19 protein-coding genes are annotated in these 22,263 nt (G+C 73.6%); 12 read left to right on the top strand and 7 right to left on the bottom strand.

The annotated features are described in order from the left end of the window. The first annotated feature begins 45 nt into the window (after positions 1 to 45). Together D1J63_RS13010 and ppgK are read left to right on the top strand one after the other, a co-directional pair. Positions 46 to 1,071, top strand: coding sequence for a 4-hydroxy-3-methylbut-2-enyl diphosphate reductase (locus D1J63_RS13010; protein WP_102932284.1), 1,026 nt, complete (start codon positions 46 to 48; stop codon positions 1,069 to 1,071). 29 nt (positions 1,072 to 1,100) lie between these two features. Continuing rightward, entirely contained in the window at positions 1,101 to 1,841 is a 741-nt protein-coding gene (ppgK, locus tag D1J63_RS13005; RefSeq protein ID WP_102932283.1) for a polyphosphate--glucose phosphotransferase, read from the top strand. Between the two features lie 36 nt (positions 1,842 to 1,877). Here ppgK and D1J63_RS13000 read toward each other — a convergent pair whose 3' ends face one another. Continuing rightward, on the bottom strand, positions 1,878 to 2,480 hold the full coding sequence (locus D1J63_RS13000; protein ID WP_125629004.1) for a DUF6542 domain-containing protein: 603 nt from the start codon (positions 2,478 to 2,480) through the stop codon (positions 1,878 to 1,880). 194 nt (positions 2,481 to 2,674) lie between these two features. On the opposite strand from D1J63_RS13000, the gene ychF reads away from it, so the two are divergent. After that, the gene (gene ychF, locus D1J63_RS12995; protein WP_125629003.1) at positions 2,675 to 3,763 is read left to right on the top strand and encodes a redox-regulated ATPase YchF; all 1,089 of its coding nucleotides are present in this window, start codon (positions 2,675 to 2,677) and stop codon (positions 3,761 to 3,763) included. Between the two features lie 30 nt (positions 3,764 to 3,793). Here ychF and D1J63_RS12990 read toward each other — a convergent pair whose 3' ends face one another. After that, the gene (locus tag D1J63_RS12990; RefSeq protein ID WP_125629002.1) at positions 3,794 to 6,622 is read right to left on the bottom strand and encodes a LuxR family transcriptional regulator; all 2,829 of its coding nucleotides are present in this window, start codon (positions 6,620 to 6,622) and stop codon (positions 3,794 to 3,796) included. A 191-nt stretch (positions 6,623 to 6,813) separates the two neighbouring features. On the opposite strand from D1J63_RS12990, the gene D1J63_RS12985 reads away from it, so the two are divergent. From D1J63_RS12985 to D1J63_RS12975, 3 genes are all read left to right on the top strand, one after another. Continuing rightward, the gene (locus D1J63_RS12985; protein WP_125635428.1) at positions 6,814 to 7,734 is read left to right on the top strand and encodes an MBL fold metallo-hydrolase; all 921 of its coding nucleotides are present in this window, start codon (positions 6,814 to 6,816) and stop codon (positions 7,732 to 7,734) included. A 107-nt stretch (positions 7,735 to 7,841) separates the two neighbouring features. Next, positions 7,842 to 9,392, top strand: a complete 1,551-nt coding sequence (locus tag D1J63_RS12980; protein WP_125629001.1) for a carboxylesterase family protein — start codon at positions 7,842 to 7,844, stop codon at positions 9,390 to 9,392. A gap of 116 nt (positions 9,393 to 9,508) precedes the next feature. Next, a complete protein-coding gene (locus tag D1J63_RS12975) occupies positions 9,509 to 10,132 on the top strand; it encodes a class I SAM-dependent methyltransferase (RefSeq protein WP_197925010.1) in 624 nt (207 codons plus the stop codon). A 193-nt stretch (positions 10,133 to 10,325) separates the two neighbouring features. Here the strand turns inward: D1J63_RS12975 and D1J63_RS12970 are convergent, their stop codons facing one another. Further along, positions 10,326 to 11,621: a M14 family zinc carboxypeptidase gene (locus D1J63_RS12970; RefSeq protein ID WP_125628999.1), complete on the bottom strand. Its 1,296-nt coding sequence runs from the start codon at positions 11,619 to 11,621 to the stop codon at positions 10,326 to 10,328. A gap of 282 nt (positions 11,622 to 11,903) precedes the next feature. On the opposite strand from D1J63_RS12970, the gene D1J63_RS12965 reads away from it, so the two are divergent. Together D1J63_RS12965 and D1J63_RS12960 are read left to right on the top strand one after the other, a co-directional pair. Beyond that, positions 11,904 to 13,208 carry a ThiF family adenylyltransferase gene (locus D1J63_RS12965; protein ID WP_241235554.1) on the top strand — a complete coding sequence of 435 codons (1,305 nt, stop codon included), beginning with the start codon at positions 11,904 to 11,906 and terminating at the stop codon, positions 13,206 to 13,208. Next, positions 13,205 to 14,455 (top strand): hypothetical protein, encoded by a 1,251-nt coding sequence (locus D1J63_RS12960; protein ID WP_125628998.1) that lies wholly within the window; start codon positions 13,205 to 13,207, stop codon positions 14,453 to 14,455. The genes D1J63_RS12965 and D1J63_RS12960 overlap by 4 nt, the downstream gene beginning before the upstream one ends. 30 nt (positions 14,456 to 14,485) lie before the next feature. On the opposite strand, the gene D1J63_RS12955 is transcribed toward D1J63_RS12960, so the two are convergent. Both D1J63_RS12955 and D1J63_RS12950 read right to left on the bottom strand, forming a co-directional pair. Beyond that, on the bottom strand, positions 14,486 to 14,974 hold the full coding sequence (locus D1J63_RS12955) for a DUF664 domain-containing protein (RefSeq protein WP_125628997.1): 489 nt from the start codon (positions 14,972 to 14,974) through the stop codon (positions 14,486 to 14,488). 31 nt (positions 14,975 to 15,005) lie between these two features. Next, the gene (locus tag D1J63_RS12950; RefSeq protein WP_125628996.1) at positions 15,006 to 15,632 is read right to left on the bottom strand and encodes a methyltransferase domain-containing protein; all 627 of its coding nucleotides are present in this window, start codon (positions 15,630 to 15,632) and stop codon (positions 15,006 to 15,008) included. A gap of 113 nt (positions 15,633 to 15,745) precedes the next feature. Here D1J63_RS12950 and D1J63_RS12945 point away from each other — a divergent pair, with 113 nt between their 5' ends. After that, on the top strand, positions 15,746 to 16,333 hold the full coding sequence (locus D1J63_RS12945; RefSeq protein ID WP_125628995.1) for an XRE family transcriptional regulator: 588 nt from the start codon (positions 15,746 to 15,748) through the stop codon (positions 16,331 to 16,333). An 8-nt stretch (positions 16,334 to 16,341) separates the two neighbouring features. Here the strand turns inward: D1J63_RS12945 and D1J63_RS12940 are convergent, their stop codons facing one another. Beyond that, positions 16,342 to 17,256, bottom strand: a complete 915-nt coding sequence (locus D1J63_RS12940) for a LysR substrate-binding domain-containing protein (protein WP_176153944.1) — start codon at positions 17,254 to 17,256, stop codon at positions 16,342 to 16,344. A gap of 91 nt (positions 17,257 to 17,347) precedes the next feature. On the opposite strand from D1J63_RS12940, the gene D1J63_RS12935 reads away from it, so the two are divergent. After that, positions 17,348 to 18,178, top strand: a complete 831-nt coding sequence (locus D1J63_RS12935) for an oxidoreductase (RefSeq protein ID WP_125628993.1) — start codon at positions 17,348 to 17,350, stop codon at positions 18,176 to 18,178. 33 nt (positions 18,179 to 18,211) lie between these two features. Here the strand turns inward: D1J63_RS12935 and D1J63_RS12930 are convergent, their stop codons facing one another. Next, on the bottom strand, positions 18,212 to 20,356 hold the full coding sequence (locus D1J63_RS12930) for a PQQ-binding-like beta-propeller repeat protein (protein WP_125628992.1): 2,145 nt from the start codon (positions 20,354 to 20,356) through the stop codon (positions 18,212 to 18,214). Between the two features lie 213 nt (positions 20,357 to 20,569). Here D1J63_RS12930 and D1J63_RS12925 point away from each other — a divergent pair, with 213 nt between their 5' ends. Beyond that, positions 20,570 to 20,911, top strand: coding sequence for a YrdB family protein (locus tag D1J63_RS12925; protein WP_125628991.1), 342 nt, complete (start codon positions 20,570 to 20,572; stop codon positions 20,909 to 20,911). 229 nt (positions 20,912 to 21,140) lie between these two features. Beyond that, the gene (locus D1J63_RS12920) at positions 21,141 to 22,175 is read left to right on the top strand and encodes a DUF4190 domain-containing protein (protein ID WP_241235553.1); all 1,035 of its coding nucleotides are present in this window, start codon (positions 21,141 to 21,143) and stop codon (positions 22,173 to 22,175) included. Positions 22,176 to 22,263: the final 88 nt, after the last annotated feature.

Genomic DNA, 22,263 nt, shown 5'->3' with positions numbered 1-22,263 from the left:
ACGCCGCGCCGCCGCGATCTTTGACCCGCCGAACGCGGCCTTACGATGGGTGCCATGACTGCTTCGCCTGGCCGCCGTGTCCTGCTCGCCGCCCCCCGTGGCTACTGCGCGGGTGTGGACCGCGCCGTGATCGCCGTCGAGAAAGCCCTGGAGCAGTACGGGGCTCCGGTGTACGTCCGGCACGAGATCGTCCACAACAAGTACGTCGTGCAGACCCTGGAGAAGAAGGGCGCGATCTTCGTCGAGCGGACGGAGGAGGTCCCCCCGGGGAACATCGTGATGTTCTCCGCGCACGGCGTGGCCCCCGTCGTCCACGAGGAGGCCGAGCGCGGGAAGCTCGCCACCATCGACGCCACCTGCCCGCTCGTCACCAAGGTCCACAAGGAAGCGGTCCGCTTCGCGAACGACGACTACGACATCCTGCTGATCGGCCACGAGGGCCACGAGGAGGTCATCGGCACCTCCGGCGAGGCCCCCGACCACATCCAGCTCGTCGACGGCCCCGAGGACGTGGCGAAGGTCGAGGTCCGCGACCCGTCGAAGGTCGTCTGGCTCTCCCAGACCACGCTCTCCGTCGACGAGACCATGGAGACCGTCGACGCGCTCAAGGACAAGTTCCCGCAGCTGATCTCCCCGCCGAGCGACGACATCTGCTACGCCACGCAGAACCGTCAGCTCGCGGTCAAGCAGATGGGTGCCGAGGCCGAGCTGGTGATCGTCGTCGGCTCCCGCAACTCCTCCAACTCCAAGCGTCTCGTCGAGGTCGCCAAGCAGGCCGGCTCCCGCGAGGCGTACCTGGTGGACTTCGCCGACGAGATCGACGAGGCCTGGCTGGAGGGCGTCACCACGGTCGGCGTCACCTCCGGCGCGTCCGTCCCGGACGTCCTGGTCGAGCAGGTCCTGGAGTGGCTCTCGCAGCGCGGCTTCGAGGACGTGGAGATCGTCAAGGCCGCCGAGGAGTCGATCACCTTCTCCCTGCCCAAGGAGCTCCGCCGCGACCTGCGCGAGGAGGCGGCGTCCCTGGTGGCGGAGCGGGGCGGCTCCGGTGCCGCGGGTACCGCGGGAGCGTGACTGTCAGTCGTCCGTCGTAACGTAGGGCCATGCAGATCTTCGGCGTGGACATCGGCGGATCCGGGATCAAGGGCGCCCCTGTGGACCTCGACAGGGGCGACCTCGCCCAGGAGCGCTGCAAGGTGCTGACCCCGCACCCGGCGACCCCGGACGGCGTGGCCGACGGAGTCCGGCAGGTCGTCGAGCACTTCGGCTGGACCGGGCGGGTCGGCCTCACCTTCCCCGGCGTCGTGACGGGCGGAGCGACGGTGCGCACCGCGGCCAACGTCGACAAGAGCTGGGTCGACACCGACGCCCGCGCCCTGTTCAGCGAGCGGCTGGGCGGGCTGGACGTGACGGTGGTCAACGACGCGGACGCGGCGGGCGTCGCCGAGATGCACTTCGGGGCCGGCCGCGGCCGCAAGGGCACGGTCGTCCTGCTCACCTTCGGCACCGGCATCGGCAGCGCGGTGTTCACCGACGGCGTCCTCGTCCCCAACACGGAGCTCGGCCATCTGGAGCTGGACGGTCACGACGCGGAGAAGCGCGCCTCCAGCAAGGTCAAGGACGACCACGACATGTCGTGGGAGCACTGGGCCCACCGCGTCCAGAAGTACCTCGCGCACGTCGAGATGCTCTTCTCGCCGGAGCTGTTCATCATCGGCGGCGGCGTCAGCCGCAAGTCCCACAAGTTCCTGCCCCGCATCGAGGGCATCCGGGCGGAGATGGTCCCCGCCCAGCTGCAGAACAACGCGGGGATCGTGGGCGCGGCGATGCACGCGGCGGGCTGAGCGCCGGCCCGGGTCGGCGGGCGAGCGCGGGGAGGCTCAGGCCGGGGGCCGGTTCCGGGCGGCGGCCCGTCGCCGCACCAGCCGGATCCGGCGGACGATGACGGCCGACCCGGCGATCAGCGTCCCGCCGTAGAGCCAGCCGGCCTCCGTGGCCAGGGCCGTCACGAGCCCCATCAGCCGCCCGCCGAGACCGTCCCCGCTCTCGGCCACGGGCACCAGCCCCACGGCGAAGGCGATCGGCACGACCACGGGCGCGGTCAGCAGGTCGCCCCGGCGCACCCAGAGCGCGGTGAGCAGGCTCACCGGCACGAACAACACGCCGTACATGGTCAGGGACGCCCCGAACAGCAGCTCGTCCAGGAACCCCAGCAAGGTCATCACGGCCGCGCAGAACAGACCGCTGCCCAGCCCCGTCAGCCGCGGATTGGGCATCCCGCGCACGGCACGCACCACCCGGGCCACCGGCGAACCGGGCGGTCCCGAAGCCGGCCGCGCCGGTGCCGGTCGCTGGCGCACCGGCCGCCCGACCCGCCCCGCCGCAGGCTGTGCGGCAGCGGCACCGCCCCGCCCCTGGGAGGGCAGCGGCGCCCGGTTTCGTCGCGGTCCGTACTGCGCAGGTCGCGTCCTGTATTGCTCCACTGGACCAACTTAGGTCGGTTTATGTGCCGAATAGCCCGACAGACACGCCGTCGGGTGTGCCTTGGCCAAGCGTTCGACTCCGCGCGGGTCCGGTACGGCACACCCCGTAGACTGGTGGATCGGCCCATGCCTGGCCTGCCCCACCGGCCCCATCCCACCCATCCCTCCGCATCTCACGTACGGGAAGTCGCAACGTGTCGCTCACGATCGGAATCGTCGGTCTGCCGAATGTCGGCAAGTCGACCCTGTTCAACGCCCTGACCAAGAACGACGTGCTCGCGGCCAACTACCCGTTCGCCACGATCGAGCCCAACGTCGGCGTCGTGGGCGTCCCGGACCCCCGGCTGGCGAAACTGGCCGAGATCTTCTCCTCCGAGAAGATCCTCCCGGCCACGGTCGACTTCGTCGACATCGCGGGCATCGTGCGCGGCGCGAGCGAGGGCGAGGGCCTGGGCAACAAGTTCCTGGCCAACATCCGCGAGTCCGACGCGATCTGCCAGGTCATCCGCGCCTTCAAGGACGAGAACGTCGTGCACGTCGACGGCAAGGTCTCGCCGAAGGACGACATCGAGACGATCAACACCGAGCTGATCCTCGCCGACCTCCAGACCATCGAGAAGGTCCTCCCGCGCCTCCAGAAGGAGTCCCGGATCAAGAAGGACATTCAGCCCAAGGTCAAGGCGGTCGAGGAGGCCAAGGAGATCCTGGAGAAGGGCGACACCCTCTTCTCCCAGGGCATCCTCCAGGGCACCGAGCGGGCGGAACTCCTCCACGACCTGCACCTCCTCACGACGAAGCCCTTCCTCTACGTCTTCAACGTCGACGAGGACGAGCTGACCGACGACGAGTTCAAGAACGAGCAGCGCGCCCTGGTCGCCCCCGCCGAGGCGATCTTCCTCAACGCCAAGCTGGAGGCCGACCTCGCCGAGCTGGACGAGGACGAGGCCCTCGAACTCCTCCAGTCCGTCGGCCAGGACGAGCCCGGCCTCGCCACCCTCGCCCACGTCGGCTTCCGCACCCTGGGCCTGCAGACCTACCTGACGGCCGGCCCCAAGGAATCGCGCGCCTGGACCATCAAGAAGGGCGCCACCGCCCCCGAGGCCGCCGGTGTCATCCACACCGACTTCCAGAAGGGCTTCATCAAGGCCGAGGTCATCTCCTTCGACGACCTGGTCGCCACGGGCTCGGTCACGGAGGCCCGCGCCAAGGGCAAGGCCCGCATGGAGGGCAAGGACTACGTCATGCAGGACGGGGACGTGGTGGAGTTCCGCTTCAACGTCTGAGCGCGGGCTCCGGGTCTTCCTCTGGCTCCCTCAAGTGGCTGGGTGCGGCGCGTGCCACTGCGCTGGTACGGGGTCCGGCAGGGTGTTGTCGACCACGTCGCGCAGTTGGGTGCGGGCGGTGATGCCGAGCTTGGGGAAGACGCGGTAGAGGTGGGAGCCGACCGTGCGGGGGGAGAGGTACAGCTTCTCCCCGATCTCGCGGTTCGTCAGGCCGCGGGCCGCGAGCCGGACGATCTGCTGCTGTTGCGGGGTGAGTCGGGTGAGCGCGCCGGGTGCGACGCTGTTCGCCTCGATGCCGGCGGCCCGGAGTTCCGCCTCCGCGCGTTCGATCCACGGGCGGGCGCCGAGCCGGCGGAACGTGTCGAGGGCTCCGGTCAGCAGCGGGCGGGCCTCCGCGATACGGCGTCGGCGGCGCAGCCACTCCCCGTAGTCCAGCCGGGTCTGTGCCCGCTCGAAGGGCCACTGCTCGCCCGCTTCGTCCGCCAGCGCCGCCCGGAAGTGCCGTTCCGCGTGCTCCGGTTCGGCGAGCAGGGCGCGGCTCCGTTCGACCAGCGCGGAGGCGCGCGCCGACAGGCCGGTGCCCGGGCGCCGTGCCGAGCGCTCCACCAGGACCGCGGCGGATTCGCGCCGGTCCCGGCGGACGGCCGCCGCGGCGAGTTCGGCCAGGACGGTCGGGGAGACGTGGTAGTGGACCGGGTCGCCGTCCTCGGTGAAGGCGGAGCGGAACCGCGCATACGCGGTGTCGTAGTCGCCCTCGGCCACCGCGGCCAGCCCCAGGGCGCGGTGGGCGAAGACCGCGACGGAGCGGCTCTCCAGGGGATCGACGAGGGCCAGTGCCCGCTCGGCGTTCCGGCGTGCCTCGGTCGGGTCACCGAGCAGCGCCAGCACGGTCGCGTCGAGGGCTCGTGCGCACGCCTCGGCGTGAGCCAGTCCGGCCTGTGAGGCCACCTCGGTGATCTCGGCGGCCACCGTGCGGGCCTCGGCCCAGCGGCCCTGCTCCAGATAGGCCCAGCCCGCGGCGCAGGCCAGACCGGCCGGCAGCGGACCGAGGGCCTGCCAGCGGCCGAACGCCTCGTCGAAGGTCCTGGTGGCCAGCGTGGTCCGGTCGAGGAGCCAGGCCGCGACGGCGAGGGCGGTCAGGGATCCGGCGTCGTCCCCGGCCGCGGCGATCAGCCGGGGCAGCGCCGGGGCCAGGGACGCTCCCGCGCCGGTGGGATCGGAGACGGCCAGGGTCCAGGCGCGCAGCGCACCACCCGCGGGAGAGTCCGGCACCTGGGAGAGCAGCGCCTCGATGCGCTGCCGCTGGGACTCCTCGCCCGAGTAGTAGCGGACCACCGCCGCCGCGGCGAGCGCGTCCAGCAGGTGGGGCGACCGGGCGTCCGCCGCCTCCCCGGCGATGCGCGACAGCAGCGCGAAGGCGGCCGTGTGGTGCGCACCCACCGTCATGAGCTGCCCCGTCGCCAGCGCGGCCCGGCTGAGCAGCGCCGGGTCGTCCGTGCGCTTGCGGACCTCGGCGGCCAGGTGTTCCACCCAGCCGAGCTGGCCGGTGAGGACGGCCGCGCCCGCGGCGTCGGCCAGCAGCCGTGCCTGGTCCGCGCGGCGCGGGCTGAGTTGCGCGGCACGCTCCAAGGCGGCGGCAGCGGCCGCGTGGCCGCCCCGGCGCCGGGCCCGGCCGGCGGTTTCCTGGAGGGCCGCCGACACCTGAGCGTCGGGCCGCACGGTCGCGGCGGCGAGGTGCCAGGCGCGCCGGTCGGGCTCCTGGCCCAGCAGCCGGGCCAGGGCCAGGTGCGCACGTCTGCGCTCCTCGAAGGGCGCGGCGTGGTAGACCGCCGAGCGGACGAGCGGGTGACGGAAGGCGACCCCGCCGCTGTCCCGTCGTACGAGACCGGCCCGTTCGGCGGGCGCCCACACCGTGTCGGCCGCCTCGGGCAGGCCCCGTGCGGCCGCCGGGGCGTCCGCCGCGTCGGCGGCGGCGAGCAGCAGCAGGGCGCGGCGGGTGGCGTCGGGCAGGTGCCGCAGGTGCCGCGCGAAGACCTCTTCCAGCCGGGCGGTGACGGGCAGGGGGCCCTCCCGTCCGGCGCCCTCCGGCTGTCCGCTCGCGGCGGCGCGGGCCAGCTCGACCAGGGCCAGCGGGTTGCCCGCCGCCTCCTGGAGGATCCGGGCCCGGGTGCGCCCGGTGGGCGGCCCCGGCTGCTCGTCGAGCAGCCGGTTCGCCGCGTCCCCGCTCAGAGGACCGATCGCCAGGCGCTGGTACCCCGTGTCGAACCCGGGCAGCGAGGCAGCGGCGCGCACGCCCATCAGCAGCGTCACGGGTTCGCTGTCCATGCGCCGGGCCACGAAGGAGAGCACGTCCAGTGACGCACGGTCGATCCACTGGGCGTCGTCGACCACCATCAGCAGCGGCGCCGGTTCCGCGAGATCCGACACCAGGGTCAGCACCGCCAGGCCGACGAGCAGGGCGTCGGGGGGCGCGGCACGGTCGGCCAGCCCCAGAGCGGCCCGGAGCGAGGAACGCTGCCGTGCGGGCAGCCCGTCCAGGTCTCCGAGGACCGGGCGGAGCAGCTGGTGCAGACCCGCGAAGGCGAGCTGCTGCTCGGACTCGCTGCCGACCGCTCGCAGCACCCGGTGTCCGGCCCCGCGCGTCCGCCGTACGGCGAGGTCGAGCAGGGTGCTCTTGCCGACCCCCGGTTCACCCTCGACGACCAGCACCGCGCTGCGGGTCCGGCCGGCGGCGACGCGGCGCATGAGGTCCGCGATCTCGGCTTCCCGGCCCAGCACGGTCGGACCGAGGTCCGCGGCCGGACTCCGGCCCGGTCGAGCGCTTCCACCGTTCGCCACAGCTGCTCCAGAAACTGGCATTTCTCCGACAGTAGCGGGACGGCGCGGCGGCTGTGGGGCGGGGGCGACGGGCCGCCCGGCCCCGATTCCGCAGGGCACGGGCCGGCCCAGTGCGTCGGCCCGGCGCAGCCAGGTGCAGTCACGTGACGCATACCGCCGCCCCGGCACCGCGACGCACCCTTGCGGAAGAACTGATCGAACTGGAGCGCACCATGGACACCATCACCCTGGGCGACGTCACCGTGACCCGGGTCCGGGAGTACTACGGTCCCGTCGACCTGACGCCCGAGGCGTTCGTCCCGGACAGTCCGGCTCAGGCGTGGGACACGCACCGTTCCTGGCTGGTGCCGGACTTCCTGGACGCCGAGACCCGCATCGTCAACACCGCGATCCAGACCTGGGTCCTGCGGAGCGAGGGCCGGACCATCCTGGTCGACACCGGCGTCGGCAACCACAAGGACCGGCCGTACGCGCCGGTGTGGAGCCGCCTGGACACCGACTTCCTGGGCAATCTCGCCCGCGCCGGGGTGCGCCCCGAGGACGTCGACATCGTGATCAACACCCATCTGCACGTCGACCACGTCGGCTGGAACACCTACCTCGACGGGCGGACCTGGGTACCGACCTTCCCCAACGCCACCTACCTGATGGCCAAGGCGGACTTCGACTACTGGAACCCGGCCAACGAGATCAAGACCCTGCTCGGGCGCGGCAACCAGAACGTCTTCGAGGACAGCGTCGCCCCCGTGCACGAGGCCGGTCTCACCCTGCTGTGGGAGGACAGCCACCGGATCGACGCGAACCTGCGCCTCGACCTCGCACCCGGGCACACCCCGGGCTCGTCGGTGCTGCGGCTGGAGTCCGGCTCCGACCGGGCCCTGTTCGTCGGCGACCTGATGCACAGCCCGCTCCAGATCCACGAACCCGACGCCAACAGCTGCTTCTGCGAGGACCCCGCCGAAGCCCGCGCCACCCGCCACAAGCTCCTGGGCGCGGCGGCCGACAGCAACGCCCTCGTCTTCCCCGCGCACCTCGGCGGCCACGGTGCCGCCGAAGTCGTGCGTGCGGGAAGCAGGTTCGCCATCAAGGGCTGGGCGCCCTTCGCCAAGTACACCGAGGCCGAGCAGGCGTGACGCCCGCGCAAGGCCGGGCAAGCCCGGGCAAGGCAAGGCGAGACGACCACGCGACACAGACCCGCGACCCGGACACGCGAGACGCACCAGTGAGAAAGACACGCGGCATGAATCAGCACCCCGGACCCGTCGTCACCACCGCGCAGGGCGCCGTCCGCGGCCTGCGCCAGGGCGACACCCGCACCTTCCTGAACATTCCGTACGCCGCCCCGCCCCGGGGCGCGGGCAGGTTCGCCCCGCCGCAGCCGCACGAGCCGTGGGACGGCGTACGGGACGCCACCGTCCCGGGGCCCAACGCCCCGCAGTCCGCGCGCAGGCTCGGCGACATCGACATGACCCCCTACTTCGGCGCCGGCTGGAGCCGCGGCGAGGACTACCTCACCGTCAACGTCTTCGCGCCCGCCGCCGGAGGTGACGCAGGTGACGCCCTGCCGGTCATGGTGTTCGTCCACGGCGGCGGTTTCGTCGCCGGGTCGACGCGGGCCGCCCTGTACGACGGCTCGGCGTTCGCCCGTGACGGTGTCGTCCTCGTCACCCTCAACTACCGGCTCGGGATCGCCGGGTTCCTCGACGTCCCCGGCGCGCCCGCCAACCGCGGTCTGCTCGACGTCGTCGCCGCGCTGCGCTGGGTCCGGGAGAACATCTCCGCCTTCGGCGGCGACCCGCGCAACGTCACCCTCTTCGGCCAGTCGGCCGGGGCGACCATCGTCGGCGGCGTCCTCGCCACCCCCGAGGCCGCCGGGCTGTTCCGCCGGGCGATCGTGCAGAGCGGCAGCGGTCTGGGCGCGTTCACGCCCGAGCAGGCCGCCCGTGTCACCCGCGCCGCGGCCGGGGTCCTCGGCATCGAGCCCCACGTGGACGCCTTCGGCGGCATCCCGGACGAGCGGCTCGTCGAGGCGGCCGCCGGCCTGACGGGCATCGACCTGCGGACCGCGACCCACCGCGACCCGCTGATCGGCCTCAGCCCCTTCAGTCTGGTCCTGGACACCCAGCCCGCCGTCTCCGTCGCCGCCGGTCGCGCCGCCGACGTCGACCTGCTCGTCGGCACCAACGCCGAGGAGGGCAACCTCTACCTGGTCCCGGTGGGCAGGTACGCCACCTCGACCGCCGCCGACGTCGACGAGGCCGCCGCACGCTCGCACCCCGATCCCGCGCGGCTCGTCGAGACCTACCGCGCGGCACGGCCCGGGGCGTCCTTCGCGGAACTGCGGTCCGCCATCATGGGCGACGCCCTGTTCGGCGCGGGCAGCCGCGCTCTGGCCGACGCCCATGCCGCCCACCCGCGGTCCGCCACCCACGCCTACCGGTTCGCCTGGCGCTCCCACGCCCTGGACGGAGAACTGGGCGCCACCCACGGGGTCGAACTGCCCTTCGTGTTCGACCTCGCGGACCGGCCGGAACTCCACGGCCCGGCCGCCCTGCTCGGCCCCGACGAGGCCCCCGCGGACCTCGCCGGCCGCGTCCACGAGACCTGGATCCGGTTCGCCCGGACCGGCGACCCCGGCTGGGACCCGTACGACACCGACCGCCGGGCCACGATGTGCATCGACGCCGAGTGGACGCGGGTCGACGACCCCCGCGGCCGGGAACGGCGGGCCTGGAGCACTGGGCGAGGGTCCGCCGCAGATCTCGCCGACGGACCGCCGAGGCGCCGATGACTCGGCCGAGCGTCAGCTGTGCTCAACGGCTCTACCGCCCTGGGGCGAAGAGCGCCCGGGGTAGCGGGCAAAAAGGGTTCGCCGGGCGGAGAACAAGGGCGCTAGCGTCCTCGGCTGTGGCTGCAGACAATCCCAAGGACGTGGTGCGACGCGGGTATGACGCGCTTTCGCTGCGTTATGACGAGGTGTACCAGTCCGATACGAAGTACCGGTCGTGGATCGCGACCCTGAACGCGCGCCTCGTGGACGGCAGCAGGGTGCTGGACCTGGGCTGTGGCAACGGAGTACCGGTCGTGCGTGACCTTGTGAGGGCAGGACACCACGTCACCGGCATCGACATCAGCGAGGTGCAGATCCGTCGGGCTCAGGAACTCGTGCCCGACGCCGACTTCATCACGGCCGACGCCACGGCGGTGGACTTCCCGGATGCCTCTTTTGACGCTGTGGTGTCCCTCTACGCCTTGATCCATATCCCGCTGGAGGAACAGCTTCCGCTGCTGGGGAGGATCGCGTCGTGGCTGCGGCCCGGTGGCTGGTTGCTCTGCAGCACGGGTCAGCACGAGTGGACCGGCGTGGACGAGGACTGGCTGGCCAGCGGCGTCGCCATGTGGTGGAGCCACGCGGATGCCGACACCAACCGCGCCTGGCTCACCCGGTCGGGCCTGACGGTTGAACAAGAGGAGATCGTCCCCGAGGGAGACAGCGGGCATGCGCTGTTCTGGGCACGACGTCCGCTGTGATGCGAGGGGACCGTGTTCCCCCCGGCGAGGAGGTGGCCGAGTGGCGTTCGCGCATCGTTTCGACGTAGTGCTCCAGTGCGCGGACGTGCAGGTCGTCCTTCGCCGTGAACGCGTTGCAGAGGCTGCCGCGCCGCAGGCACCCGTTGTGGATGCGGTCATCCACGACGAACTCCGAACGGGGCGCAGGACCGCCTCAGCGCCCCAGCGCGCACTCCGCTGCCGCCAGCACCGTGTGGGTCTGGAGTTCCACCTGGGCGTGCACGGGGACCGGGCGCAGGCGCAGGGAGTGTTCGAACTCCGTGCACCAGGTGGTGAAGAGGCCGTCGAGTTCGTGGTGGAGGGCCGCGGACGCCGGGTCGTCGGTCGCGTCCAGGAGGCGTAGCAGGAGGCCCGCCGCGCGCAGTGGCTGGCGGCGGGCGACGACCTCCAGGGCGCTGATTCCGGCCGTCGTCGGCGCGGGGGAGTCGGATGCCGATCGGGCCTGGTCGGCGAGAGGCTGCCAGGCGTCGGCGACCAGGTCGTACAGGTCGTCGGCCATCCACTCCAGTACGCGTCGGGGCGGGCTCTGCTCGGCCGGGGGCAGGAAGTCGCGGGCCTTGTCGAAGACGGCGGTCACCTGACGGCCGCCCTCGCGCACCAGCGCGGAGAGGTCGCGCAGGGCGCGGGCGGGGTCCGGGTGCGGGGTCCGGTCGTCGGCCGGGGCGGTGGCCCACAGGGGGACCTCGACGATCGCCGTGACGCCGCCGTACCGCTGGGGTGCGCACCAGGTGGACAGGGCGATGTTCTCGGACCCGGCCGCCAGGCGGGCGGTGCTGCCGGGTGGCGGCAGGACGTGGATGCCGGGGGCCGGGTTCTCCCAGTACAGGGCGTCGTACGTGCCGTGCTGGACCGGGATGCCCAGGGCCGAGGCGGAGGCCGCGTAGGGGGCGGCGAGGCCGGGGAGGCCGTCGGTCAGCTGGACCCAGGTGCCGCCAGCGTCGACGTTGTGCAGGGAGCACTGGAGGACCGGGCGGAGTTCGTCGATCACCGCGAACAGGGCGCGGCTCTCGGGCAGTCGCCGTCCCACGATCGGCGCCCACTCCGGCTGCTCCGCCGCGACCGGGCGGAAGGCGGCGCGGTAGTAGCGGGCCAGGGTGGGGTCGGGGCCGGCCGTGGCCGCCTCGATGCCCTCGCTGAGCGCGGCGCCGTCCGGGTCGAGGCACAGGACGATGTCCCAGGTGACGGTGTCGGGGTCGGTCGCCGGGGAACGCCGGTCACCGGCTGCGACCCGCTCCGCCAGCGCCAGCGCCGTCGCGCCGCCCACCGGTTCGTCCGGGTGCGGCCGGGCCACCACCAGGACGTGGCGCGGCCCGTGTCCCACCGACAGCATCGGCAGGGGCCGGCCCGCCCGGGACGTGCCGATACGGCGCAGGCGGCCGGCCCCGGGGAACCGGGAGACCAGCCGTCGCGCCGCCTCGGTGACTTCCGCGACCGTGGGGTAGCGGTGCATCGGGCGCGTCCGGTCAGGAGCCGCCGTTGCCGCCGCTGTCGCCGGTGGTCTCCTTCTTGTCCAGCGGACGGATCTCGATCTTGTTCGCCATGTCGTCTCCTTCCGGTGGTGACCATGGTGATGACCGTGGTGCCGTTGTGTCGTCGTGCCGTTGTGCCGTTGCGGTCGTCGTGCTGTGGCCTGCGGGACACGTTGTGCTCTTGTCAGCGTTCGCTCACCCGGTCACTGTTGTCAATGTCCGTTGTGACCCGCGTAGTTGGGGATGGCGAGGTTGGCGCGAAAATGACGGTGCACGCGATGCGGCTGCCCCGGATCAAGCCGGAGCACCGCGCCTACCGGACCGTGGACGGCCACGTGCGGATCGGCAGTGTCGTCCACGGCATCGGAGCCGAGGTGCGGGACGCCGACGGCTGGGTCTGGACCCTGGTGCAGGCCATGGACGGGACGCGGAGCGCCACGGACGTCGTCGCCGAGGTGTCCCGACGCCATCCGGAACTGCGGCTGCCGGCCCCGGACATCGCCCAGGCGATGACGGACCTCACCGACGCCGGATACGTCGAGGACGCCGGCGCCGAGCCGCCCCCCGAACTGTCCGAGCGGGAACGCGAGCGGTACAGCAGGGGCATGACCCTGCTGCGCTGGATGGACCTGCGGCCCAGGAGCAGCGCCTGGGAGCCGCAACTGCTGCTGCGCCGGGCGAGGGTCCTGCTGATCGGGGTCGGCGGCACCGGCTCGGCCGCCGCCCGGGACCTGGTGGCGTCCGGCGTGGGGCGGCTGCACTGCGTCGAACCGGACGTGGTCGAACTGTCCAACCTCAACCGGCAGACGCTCTTCCACGAGGACGACCTCGGCAAGCCGAAGCTCGACGCGGCGCTCACCGCCCTGCGCGCGCTGAACCCGGACACCGAGGTCACCGGCGAGCGGCGCGAGGTGCGCGGTCCGGCGGACCTCGAAGACCTGCTGACCGGCGCCGGCAGCCGAAGCCGAAGCAGCGGCACCAACAGCCGAAGCAGCGGCACCAACAGCAGAAGCAGCCCCGACAGCACGGCCCGCGCGCCCGGTTACGACGCACTGCTGCTCGCCGCCGACCGTCCCGCCGAGATCCGCAGGTGGGCCAACCAGGTCTGCCTGTCCACGGGCACGCCGTGGGCCGAAGCGGGCTATCGCGGGCCGCTGGTCAGCGTCGGCGTCTTCACGCCCGGCCGGGGCGCGTGCTGGCAGTGCCTGCGCGACGCCGAGGTCGAACGGCGCGACCTGCGGCTCGGCCCCGGCCAGGACGAGGACGTGGCCTCGCCCCGCATGCCGTGGAACCCGGCCAACGCCGTGACCGCCGGCCTGTCCGGCGGGCTGCTGGCGCACGCCGCCCTGATGCTGCTGTGCGGCGTCCCGCCCGTCGAACCCGGATGCCGGTTCGGCCTCAACCTCATGCTGCCGGGCGACCCGGTCCTGCAACGCGCACAGCGGCGCCCCGACTGCCCGGCCTGCCGCCGGACGGAGCCCGGCCCGGTACCGGAGCCCGTAGCGGACCCTGTACCTGACCCGCTACCGACGGCGCCTGCCGGCTCCGGCGACCGGGGCCCGTCGTGACGGACACCGCCGCCGACGACCCTCCCCGGATCGGGCCGACGACCCGCGTCGTCCTGCACGACCTGGCGGTACGACCCGACCGCGACGAGTGGATCGTGGGCCGCATGGCCACCCGCACCTTCGTCGCCCTCCCGGCGGCCGGGGCACGCGCGGTGGAACTCCTGCGCGAGGGGCGGAGCGTGACGCGCACCGAAGAGACGCTGCGTGCGGAGACCGGGGAGGAGTTCGACATCGCGGACTTCGTCGGGGACCTGACCGCGCTGGGGTTCGTGGCGCGGATCGGCGACCGTCCGGTCCCGGACGTCGAACCGCCCCGGGCGTCACTGCCGTGGCTGCGCCCCCGCCACGTCCGCCTCGCCCTGCACCCGGTGCTCCCGCTGCTCGTCGGAGCGCTGCTCGCGGCCGCCCTCGTGGTCCTGGTGCGCCGCCCCGACCTGGTGCCCGGCTACCGCGACCTGCTGTGGAGCCGCCACGGCAGCGTGGTGCTCCTGAGCGGGGCGGCGGCCGGCTGGGCGCTGCTGCTGGCCCACGAACTGGCGCACCTGGTCACCGCCCGGGCGGCGGGCGTGCCGGGGAAGATGCGGCTGGGCACCCGGCTGCAGTTCCTCGTCATGCAGACCGACATCAGCGGCATCGAACTCGCGCCCCGCCGCCACCGGCTGACGGCCTACCTGGCCGGTATCGCCCTCAACCTGTCCGTCGCGTCGTCGCTCGTCCTGGTCCTCGCCGCGACGGAGACCGGGACGACCGCCCACCGCCTGCTGGCCGCGGCCCTGCTCCTCGCCCTGCTGCCGCTGCCCTTCCAGTGCATGGTCTTCACCCGCACCGACCTGTACTTCGTCCTCCAGGACCTCACCGGCTGCCGGGACCTGTACGGCGACGGTCTGGCGTACGCGCGATACAGGTTCCGGCGCGCCGTGCGGCCGGTGCGCCGTGGCCCCCGTACCGAGGCGGCGCGGGACGACCCCAGCTCCCGGCTGCCCGCGCACGAGCGGCGGGCCGTCCGGATCTACAGCGTCGTCCTCGTGGTGGGTACGGCGGCCTGTCTGACGTTCATGGCCGCGGTCACCCTGCCCGTCGACCTCGCCCTGCTCGCCCGCGCCGTGCGCGGTCTGGGCCCGGAACACGGCCTGGCCGGCAACGCCGACGCGGTGACGGTGCTGGTGGTCCTCGGTGGCGTCAACGTCCTCTGGCTTGTCACCTGGTGGCGCAACCGCCGCTCACGCCGGGCCGCGAGAGCGGGCTGAAGGCCGGGCGGTACCACGGGAGGGCGCGGGTCACCGCCCCGTGGTGCCGTCTATCAGCTCGCGGAGGATGTCCGCGTGACCGGCGTGCCGACCGGTCTCCTCGATCATGTGGGTGAGGGCCCAGCGGACGCTCGGGGCGGGGCGGCCCGGACGGGGCCGGGGGAGCGGGGCGCCGAGGTCGGTGCAGGTGTCGAGGACGCGGTTCGCGTCGTCGACGGCCTCGCGGTAGCGGGCGACGACCTCGGCCACGCCGTCCTGGGGCGCGGCACGGAACGTCGCCGGCCAGCTCCGCACCTCCGCCCCGAGGAAGACGGCCCGTTCGACGTGGGTCAGGTGGGTGAGCAGCCCGAGCAGATGGGTGCCGGACGGCACCGCGGCCGTGCGGACCCGCGGCTCCGGAGCACCCTCGACCTTGCCGGCGACCGAGGTCCGCAGGTAGTCGAGGAACCCGCGCAGGGTCGCGGCCTCGTCGTTCCCGGTGCGGGGCGGCGGCGTGTCGCGGCGGTGGGTGGTGGACATGGTGACCTCCTGGTGGACGGGACGTGCGCCGTCAGCCGGCGCGCCGGACGAGCAGGACGTGGTCGACGACCTCGGCGGTACGACCGCCCGGGCCGGTCGCGGTCCGGTGGGCGGCCTCGGCCCGTTCCACCCGCCACGTCGCCGGGTCGAGGCCGAGGCCCGCCGCCACCTCCCGCGGGGCCGGGTACCGGACGTCGGGGTCCTGGTCCCACGACCACGGCGCGGTCGAGCCGTGGTCGACGACCAACAGCCGCCCGCCCGGGCGCAGCGCGTGCGCGGCCGCACGCAGGACCGCCGCCCGGTCCAGGTCGAACGGCGTGTGGAGGTAGTGCGCGCAGACCAGGTCGAACCGGCCCTCGGGGAACGACGCGCGCAGATCGAGCCGTACGGCGTCCACCCGGTCGCCGAGGCCGTGGGCGCGGGCGTTCCCCGCGAGCCGTTCGGCCGCCACGCCGGAGACGTCCACGGCCGTGACCCGCCAGCCCCGCCGGGCGAGCCACAGCGCGTCGCCGCCGCTGCCGGACCCCAGGTCCAGCGCGTCGCCGGGAGACAGGTCGCGAACCGCCTCGACGAGACGGACGTTCGGCCGCGGGGCGTCGGACGCCGGGCGGGCCGCGTACAAGCTGTCCCAGAACGTGACCGCGTCGGTGGCGCTCATCGGAACTCCTTCAGTCGGGCCCGGCCGGTGGGCCGGGAGCAACGGACGCGGCCAGTCTTGGCAGCAGCCGCCGGATCCGGCACGGCAACTTGCGGTTGTGGCAAGGTGGCCCGATGGACGCCGGAACGGACGAGGTGGACGACGTACTGGACGCGGTGGGCCCCCGCCTGCGCGCGCTGCGCCGCGAGCGCGGCATCACCCTCGCCCACCTCTCGGCGGCGACCGGAGTGTCGGAGAGCACCCTGTCCCGGCTGGAGAGCGGACGGCGCAGGGCGACCCTGGAGCTGCTGCTGCCGCTCGCCCGGATCTACGGCGTCCCCCTGGACGACCTCGTCGGCGCCCCGCGCACGGGCGACCCGCGCATCCACCTGAAGCCGGTCAGGCGCTTCGGGATGGTCTTCGTCCCGCTCTCCCGGCGGCCGGGCGGCACCCAGGCCTTCAAGATGATCATCCCGAGCCGTCCGGCACCCCTCGAACCGACCCCGCAGACCCACGAGGGCTCCGAGTGGCTGTACGTGCTCAGCGGCCGGCTGCGGTTGCTGGTCGGCGAGCGCGACCTCACGCTGACGCCCGGTGAGGCGGCCGAGTTCGACACGTCCCTGCCGCACTGGCTGGGCAGCGCCGACGGCGGCGCGGTGGAACTGCTCGTGCTGTTCGGTCTGCAAGGAGTGCGCGCACACGTGCGCGACCGCGGCGACTGAGGGCCCGTTCAGCCCCCGGCCGTCGCCCGGCGGCAGGCCTGCGCGTAGTCCCGGACCAGGGCCCGCCCCTCGTCCTCGCGGCGCCAGGCCAGCGCGTAACGGCTGGGCGTCAGGCCGCGGACCGGGCGGGTGGTGACGCCGCCCAGGGTGATCAGCGGGGCGTTGCCCGTGGCCACCAGGCAGATGCCGAGCCCGGCGACCAGCGCCTCGTACGTCTCCTCCGTGCCGGAGATCTCGGCGCCGACGCGCGCCGGCCCGGCACCGAGTGCGCGCCGTTCGTCCAGAGCCAGCCAGAAGTCGCGCAGGACGCCCGCCTCCGGCGGCAGGGCGAGGAACGGCTCGGCGACGAGGTCGGCGAAGTCGACCTCCGGGCGGGAGGCGAGGGGGTGGGTGTCGGGGAGGGCGACCAGGCGGGGTTCCTCGGCGACCACCGTCCAGTCGTAGCGGCCGGCGTCGGGCAGCGGCAGCCACACGTACGCGACGTCGGCCGTGCCGTCGGCCAGGCCCGCGGTCGAGTCCTCCCAGCCCATCTGCCGCAGCCGCACCACCGCCTCCGGGTGGGCCGCCGTGAAGCGTGAGCGGATCGCCGGCAGCAGACCGCCGCGCCCGGGGCTGGTGCTCATGCCGACGACCAGGGTGGCGCGCCGCACCGCCCGGGCGGCCTCCACCGCCGCCGCGCCCCCGGCCCAGTCGGCCAGCACCCGCCGGGCATGCGGCAGCAGCGCCGTGCCCGCCTCGGTGAGGGCCACGCCCTGGGGGTCGCGGCGGAACAGCTCGGCGCCCAACTGCCGCTCCAGCGCCCGGACCTGCTTGCTCAACGCGGGCTGTGACACGTACAGACGCTCGGCAGCCCGGGTGAAGTGCAGCTCCTCGGCCACCGTCACGAAGTAGCGCAGCTCCCGCACGTGTACGTCCGTCGTCATAACCACTGGCTATCACCGTGGGTCTTGGACCGGCAACCGGCTTGTGGACCAGGGTGGTTGGTGCCGGAACGACAACGACCGAGGAGTCGGCATGAACAAGGTGTGGCTGATCACCGGAGCGAGCAGCGGATTCGGGCGGGCGCTCGCCGAGGCGGCCCTGGCCGACGGTGACGTGGTCGTCGGCGCGGCACGGCGTCCCGAGGCGCTCGACGACCTCGTGGCCGCGCACCCCGACCAGATGGAGGCGCTGCGCCTGGACGTCGCCGACACGGCCGCCGCCGGGGACGCGGTACGGGACGTGGTGGGCCGGTACGGCAGGGTCGACGTGCTGGTCAACAACGCGGGCCGCACGCACGTCGGCGCCCTGGAGGAGACCGGCGAGGACGAACTGCGGGCACTGTTCGACGTGCACGTCTTCGGGCCGGCCGCGCTGACGCGCGCGGTGCTGCCGTCCATGCGGGAGCGGCGCTCGGGCGCGATCGTGCAGATGAGCAGCATGGGCGGGCAGATGTCCTTCGCGGGCTTCTCGGCGTACAGCGGCACGAAGTTCGCGCTGGAGGGCATGTCGGAGGGGCTCGCGGACGAGGTCCGGGACTTCGGCGTCAAGGTCCTGATCGTGGAGCCGGGCTCCTTCCGCACCGGCCTCTTCCAGGCCGGCAACGCCGGGATCAGCGCGGACAGCGGCGTGTACGCCAAGGTCGGCGAGACCCGCGGGATGATCGCCGGGGGCGACGGCAGCCAGCCCGGCGACCCGGCCAGGGCGGCGGCGGTCATCCGGGCCGCCCTCGCGGCCGAGCACACCCCGCTGCGGCTGCCGCTGGGCGACGACGGCGTCAGCGCGGTCCTCGGCCACCTCGACCAGGTCCGCGAGGACGTCGAGGCCTGGGAGAAGCTCACCCGGGCCACCGCGTTCGACGACTGAACCGCACCGGCCGGTCCGCCCCGCCCGCCTTGCCTACGCCTTGGACGGGAACGGGAACGCCACCAGGGTCCCGTCCACCTGGCTCCGTACGACCAGCCGCTCCCCCTGGACCACCGCCCCCGTCAGGTCGTTGAGCCCGGACGGCGCGCCGGACAGCGAGGCGTCCACCGTCAGACGGCCGCCCCGGACCGGGCCGCCGTCCTCGAGCGGGAAGGCGTAGAGCTGGTCGCCGGTGTCGTGGTCGGAGGCGACGGCCCGGACCGCGCCCCCGACCGTGCCGGGCAGCAGCACGACCTGGCCGGCGTCCCGGTGGAGCGCGTGCTGCCACCTCAACGCGCCGGATTCGAGGTCGAAAGCGGCGACGACGGTGTCGAAACCGACGTCCAACGAGCGGTCGTCGGTGGTGAACGCCTTGACGAACAGCCCGTCGGTCACCATGCCCTCCTGCGGACCCGAGCGCGCGCTCACCCCCTCCACCGCGTCGGTGCGCAGCGGCCTCCAGGCGTCGCCGACCCGGGAGAAGTAGAAGCGGTCCGCGTTGGTGTCGTCCCCGAGCGACACGACCAGCGGCTCGACGGAGAGCACGCTCAGGACGTCCTTCGGGGTCGGCGTCTCGGGGGCCTTCGGCGGGGACGGGCGGGCGGTGACCTTGCCCGAGCGCAGGTCGAAACGGCGCAGGGCCGTCGAGCCGCCGAGGCCGTCCCCGTACGAGGCGACGAGGCTGTTCCCGGCGACCTCCAGGCCGCGCAGGGAACGGGCCTCGCCGTCCTCGTCGGGCTGGTCGGCGCCGGTCCAGCGGACGTCCCCGGAACGGGCGTCGAGGACGACGGGGGCGGTCTGCGTGCCGCTCACCACGGAGTTCGCGGTCACGCGCACGGTGGCCGTGCCCATGCCCGCGCCGGATCCCTCGCCGAGGATCCCCTTCGACCACAGCTGCTTGCCGCGCCGCACGTCGACGGCGACGAGGAAGCCGCAGGCGCCCTGGTCACCGCGGCGCATCAGGACGGCGACGACGTGACCGACGGCGGCCGGGGTGACGGCGCAGGTCCGGAAGTCCCCCGACCGGTCCTCGACGTCCCACAGCTTCTTGCCGGTCGCCACGTCGTAGCCGGTCACCAGGGTCCCGGTGACGTGCACGACGACGTCCTCGTCGCCGCCCACCAGGTACTCCGGGGCGGTGCCCTCCGGCGCGGGCGCCCCCGTCGCCCACCGCGCCCTGCGCTCGCCGCCGACGCCGTACGCGGGTGCCTGCGGGCTCTCGGCGACGTCGGTGGTCGTCGAGTCGTCGCCGTCCAGCAGCCCGGCCTCCTTGACGGCGTACAGACCGCCGCCGCCGAGTACGGCGACCAGTACGAGGACCAGGACGAGGACGAGTCCGCCGCGTCCGGCGCGAGGCGCGGGAGGCGCCGGAGGCCCGTACGGGGCGGGCCCGTGGGGACCGCCGGGCGGAGACGTCGGCGGCCCGAAACCGGGCGCGGGGGCAGGCTGACCGAAACCCGGCTGACCCGGGCCGGGCTGACCGAAACCCGGCTGACCGGCCCCCGGCGATCCGCTGCCCTGCCGGGGCGCCGCCCCGCCCATGGCCCTGAAGCACCGCCCGAGCAGGGCGATCGCGCCCAGGGCGAGTACGGCGATCACCGCGCCGACCAGCCGGGGGAGCAGCCCGTCACCCTTCGCGATCATCAGCGACGCGACGCAGACGAACACGCCGTACAGCGCCTGCCCCATCCGGGCCCCGGCGGGCACCACCCGCAGCAGCTCGGGGACGGTGGAGGCGGCGGCGAGGCCCAGCGCGAAGGGCAGCAGCGCGCCCATCACCAGCGCCGCGAAACCGAAGGAGTTGTCGTACGCCCCCCAGGACGCGCCCATGTAGAGCAGCCAGCCCGCGCCGCCCAGGCCGAGCAGCACCAGCACACCGTTGACGTAGGCGGCCAGCGTCGCCGCGCGGCGGGCGCTCGGCAGATGGGCGACGGGGGACCGCTGGGCCGCCGGCATGAGGGAGCGCAGCCTGCGGCGCAGGACGAGCACCCGCCGGTAGCCCAGCACACCCGCGGTCAGCAGCACCGCGCCGACCAGCGCCGCGACGAACCCGGCGGGTCCCTGCGTGGCGCCGTAGTGCGCGCCGCCCGCGGTCAGCGGTGCGCCGAGCATCACGCCCAGCACCGACGGCTTCGACAAGCTCTGTATCCGGCGCACCAGTTGGGCGAGCTCGGCCTGTTGCGGCGTCGGCCCGCCGGACGGTCCGTGTGGCTGGAACCCGTGCACGACATCCCCCGTACCAGACGACTGTGGCGCGACAGTTTCCCACAGCGTTGTTCCGTCCATGACGAGTTCGTCTGGGACCTTGGTTCCCCTGCCCGACCGCTCCATGTGCCGTACCAGGAGGCCGTCTTGCTCTCGTCCCTGAAATCTCTCAACCTGCTGGTGATGTTCCTGCTGGAGCTCGCGGTGTACGCCGCGGTCGTGCTCTGGGGGATCGCCGTCGGCGACCGGTGGCCGGTCGAGGCGGCCCTGGCCGTGGGCGCGCCGGTGGTCATGATGACCGCGTGGGCCCTGTTCGGGTCGCCCCGCGCGGCACACCCGGCGCGCGGAAGCCGGCGGGTCGTGCTGGAGGTGCTGTGGTTCGGCGCCGGCGCCGCCGCGCTGGCCGCGTCCGGGAGACCCCGCTGGGCGGTCGCCTTCGGCGGTGTCTACCTGGTCAACGCGGCGCTCAGGCGGCTGTGGACGCAGTGACGTCACCCGGCACGACCGCACCCTGCTGGGCCGCGCCCGCGCACCACCCTCCCTTCCCGGCCGCGTTTACGATGCGCGAGGCCGCACCCGCCGCCGCACCACCCTCGTGAACAGGAGCAGGGCACCCGTGTCGATACCGCCTCCGCCGGGTCCGCAAGGGCCGTATCCCCAGGGCCCGTACGCTCAGGAGTGGGGTCACCCGCTCGGGCCGTACCCCCGGCAGGCCCCCGTGAACGGGCTCGCCGTCGCCGCGTTCGTGCTCGGCGTCCTGTGCTTCGTTCCGGCGGTCGGGCTCGTGCTGGGGCTGATCGCGCTGGCCGGCATCCGCAAGCGCGGCGAACGGGGCAAGGGGTTCGCGGTGGCCGGATGTGTGCTGTCCTCCGTCGGGCTGGCCCTGTGGGTGCTGACGCTCTCCACGGGCGCCGCCGCCGACTTCTGGGACGGCTTCAAGGACGCCGCACGCGGCGAGGGGACCGCCTACTCCCTCGAGAAGGGCCAGTGCTTCACCACACCGGGCGGCTCCCTCGAGGGGGTGACGTACGACGTCGACGTGGTGCCCTGCGAAGGCGCGCACGACGGCGAGGTGTTCGCCGTGTTCGACATGCCGGGCAGCGGCTCGTACCCCGGCGACCACGCGGTCACCGAGGCGGCCGACGCGCGGTGCTACGGCCTCGTGGACGGGTACGTCATGGACACCTGGGCCCTGCCCGCCGACGTCGACGTCTACTACCTGACGCCGACCGCGCGCAGCTGGCTGTCGGGCGACCGGGAGGTCAGCTGCCTGTTCGGCAGCACGGACGAAGGGGCGAGCCTGACGGGTTCGCTGCGCAACGACGGCACGACGCTCGACGCACACCAGCTCGCCTACCTGGAGGCGGCCCGCGTCCTGGACGCGGCCCTGGAGTCGACGCCGGAGAACGAGTACTTCGAGGACGACCCGATCGCGCAGCAGTCCTGGGCGGGCCGGGTGGAGAACGCGCTCACCGAGGAGATCGGGATGCTGGGCGCGCACTCCTGGCCGTCCGCGAGCGAGCGGCAGGTCACCGAGCTGGTCGCCGACCTGGAGGCGGCACGCGAGGAGTTCGCCGCGGCGGAGGTGACGCCCGAGGCGGACGCGTTCTACGAGCACCTCTACCAGGGCTACGCGCTCATCGACGGCGACACCACGGTCACCGCCCGCGAGTCCCTCGGCCTCGACTCCACGCCGCCGGAGTACGAGGAGAGCGGTGACGGCGGAGGAGAGAGCCCCGGCAAGGAGGTGTGACAGCGGCCATAGCGGGGAGAAAGTGCCTGCGTAAAGCCCTCGGGCGGCACAAGTCATCACTTCGAGTGATTCTCTGGCCTTTGCTTGC

The sequence above is a fragment of the Streptomyces sp. KPB2 genome, assembly GCF_003950055.1.
Taxonomy (GTDB): domain Bacteria; phylum Actinomycetota; class Actinomycetes; order Streptomycetales; family Streptomycetaceae; genus Streptomyces; species Streptomyces salinarius.
Note: the sequence above shows the minus strand (reverse complement) of the source record. Positions and strands in the feature narration are given on the sequence as shown.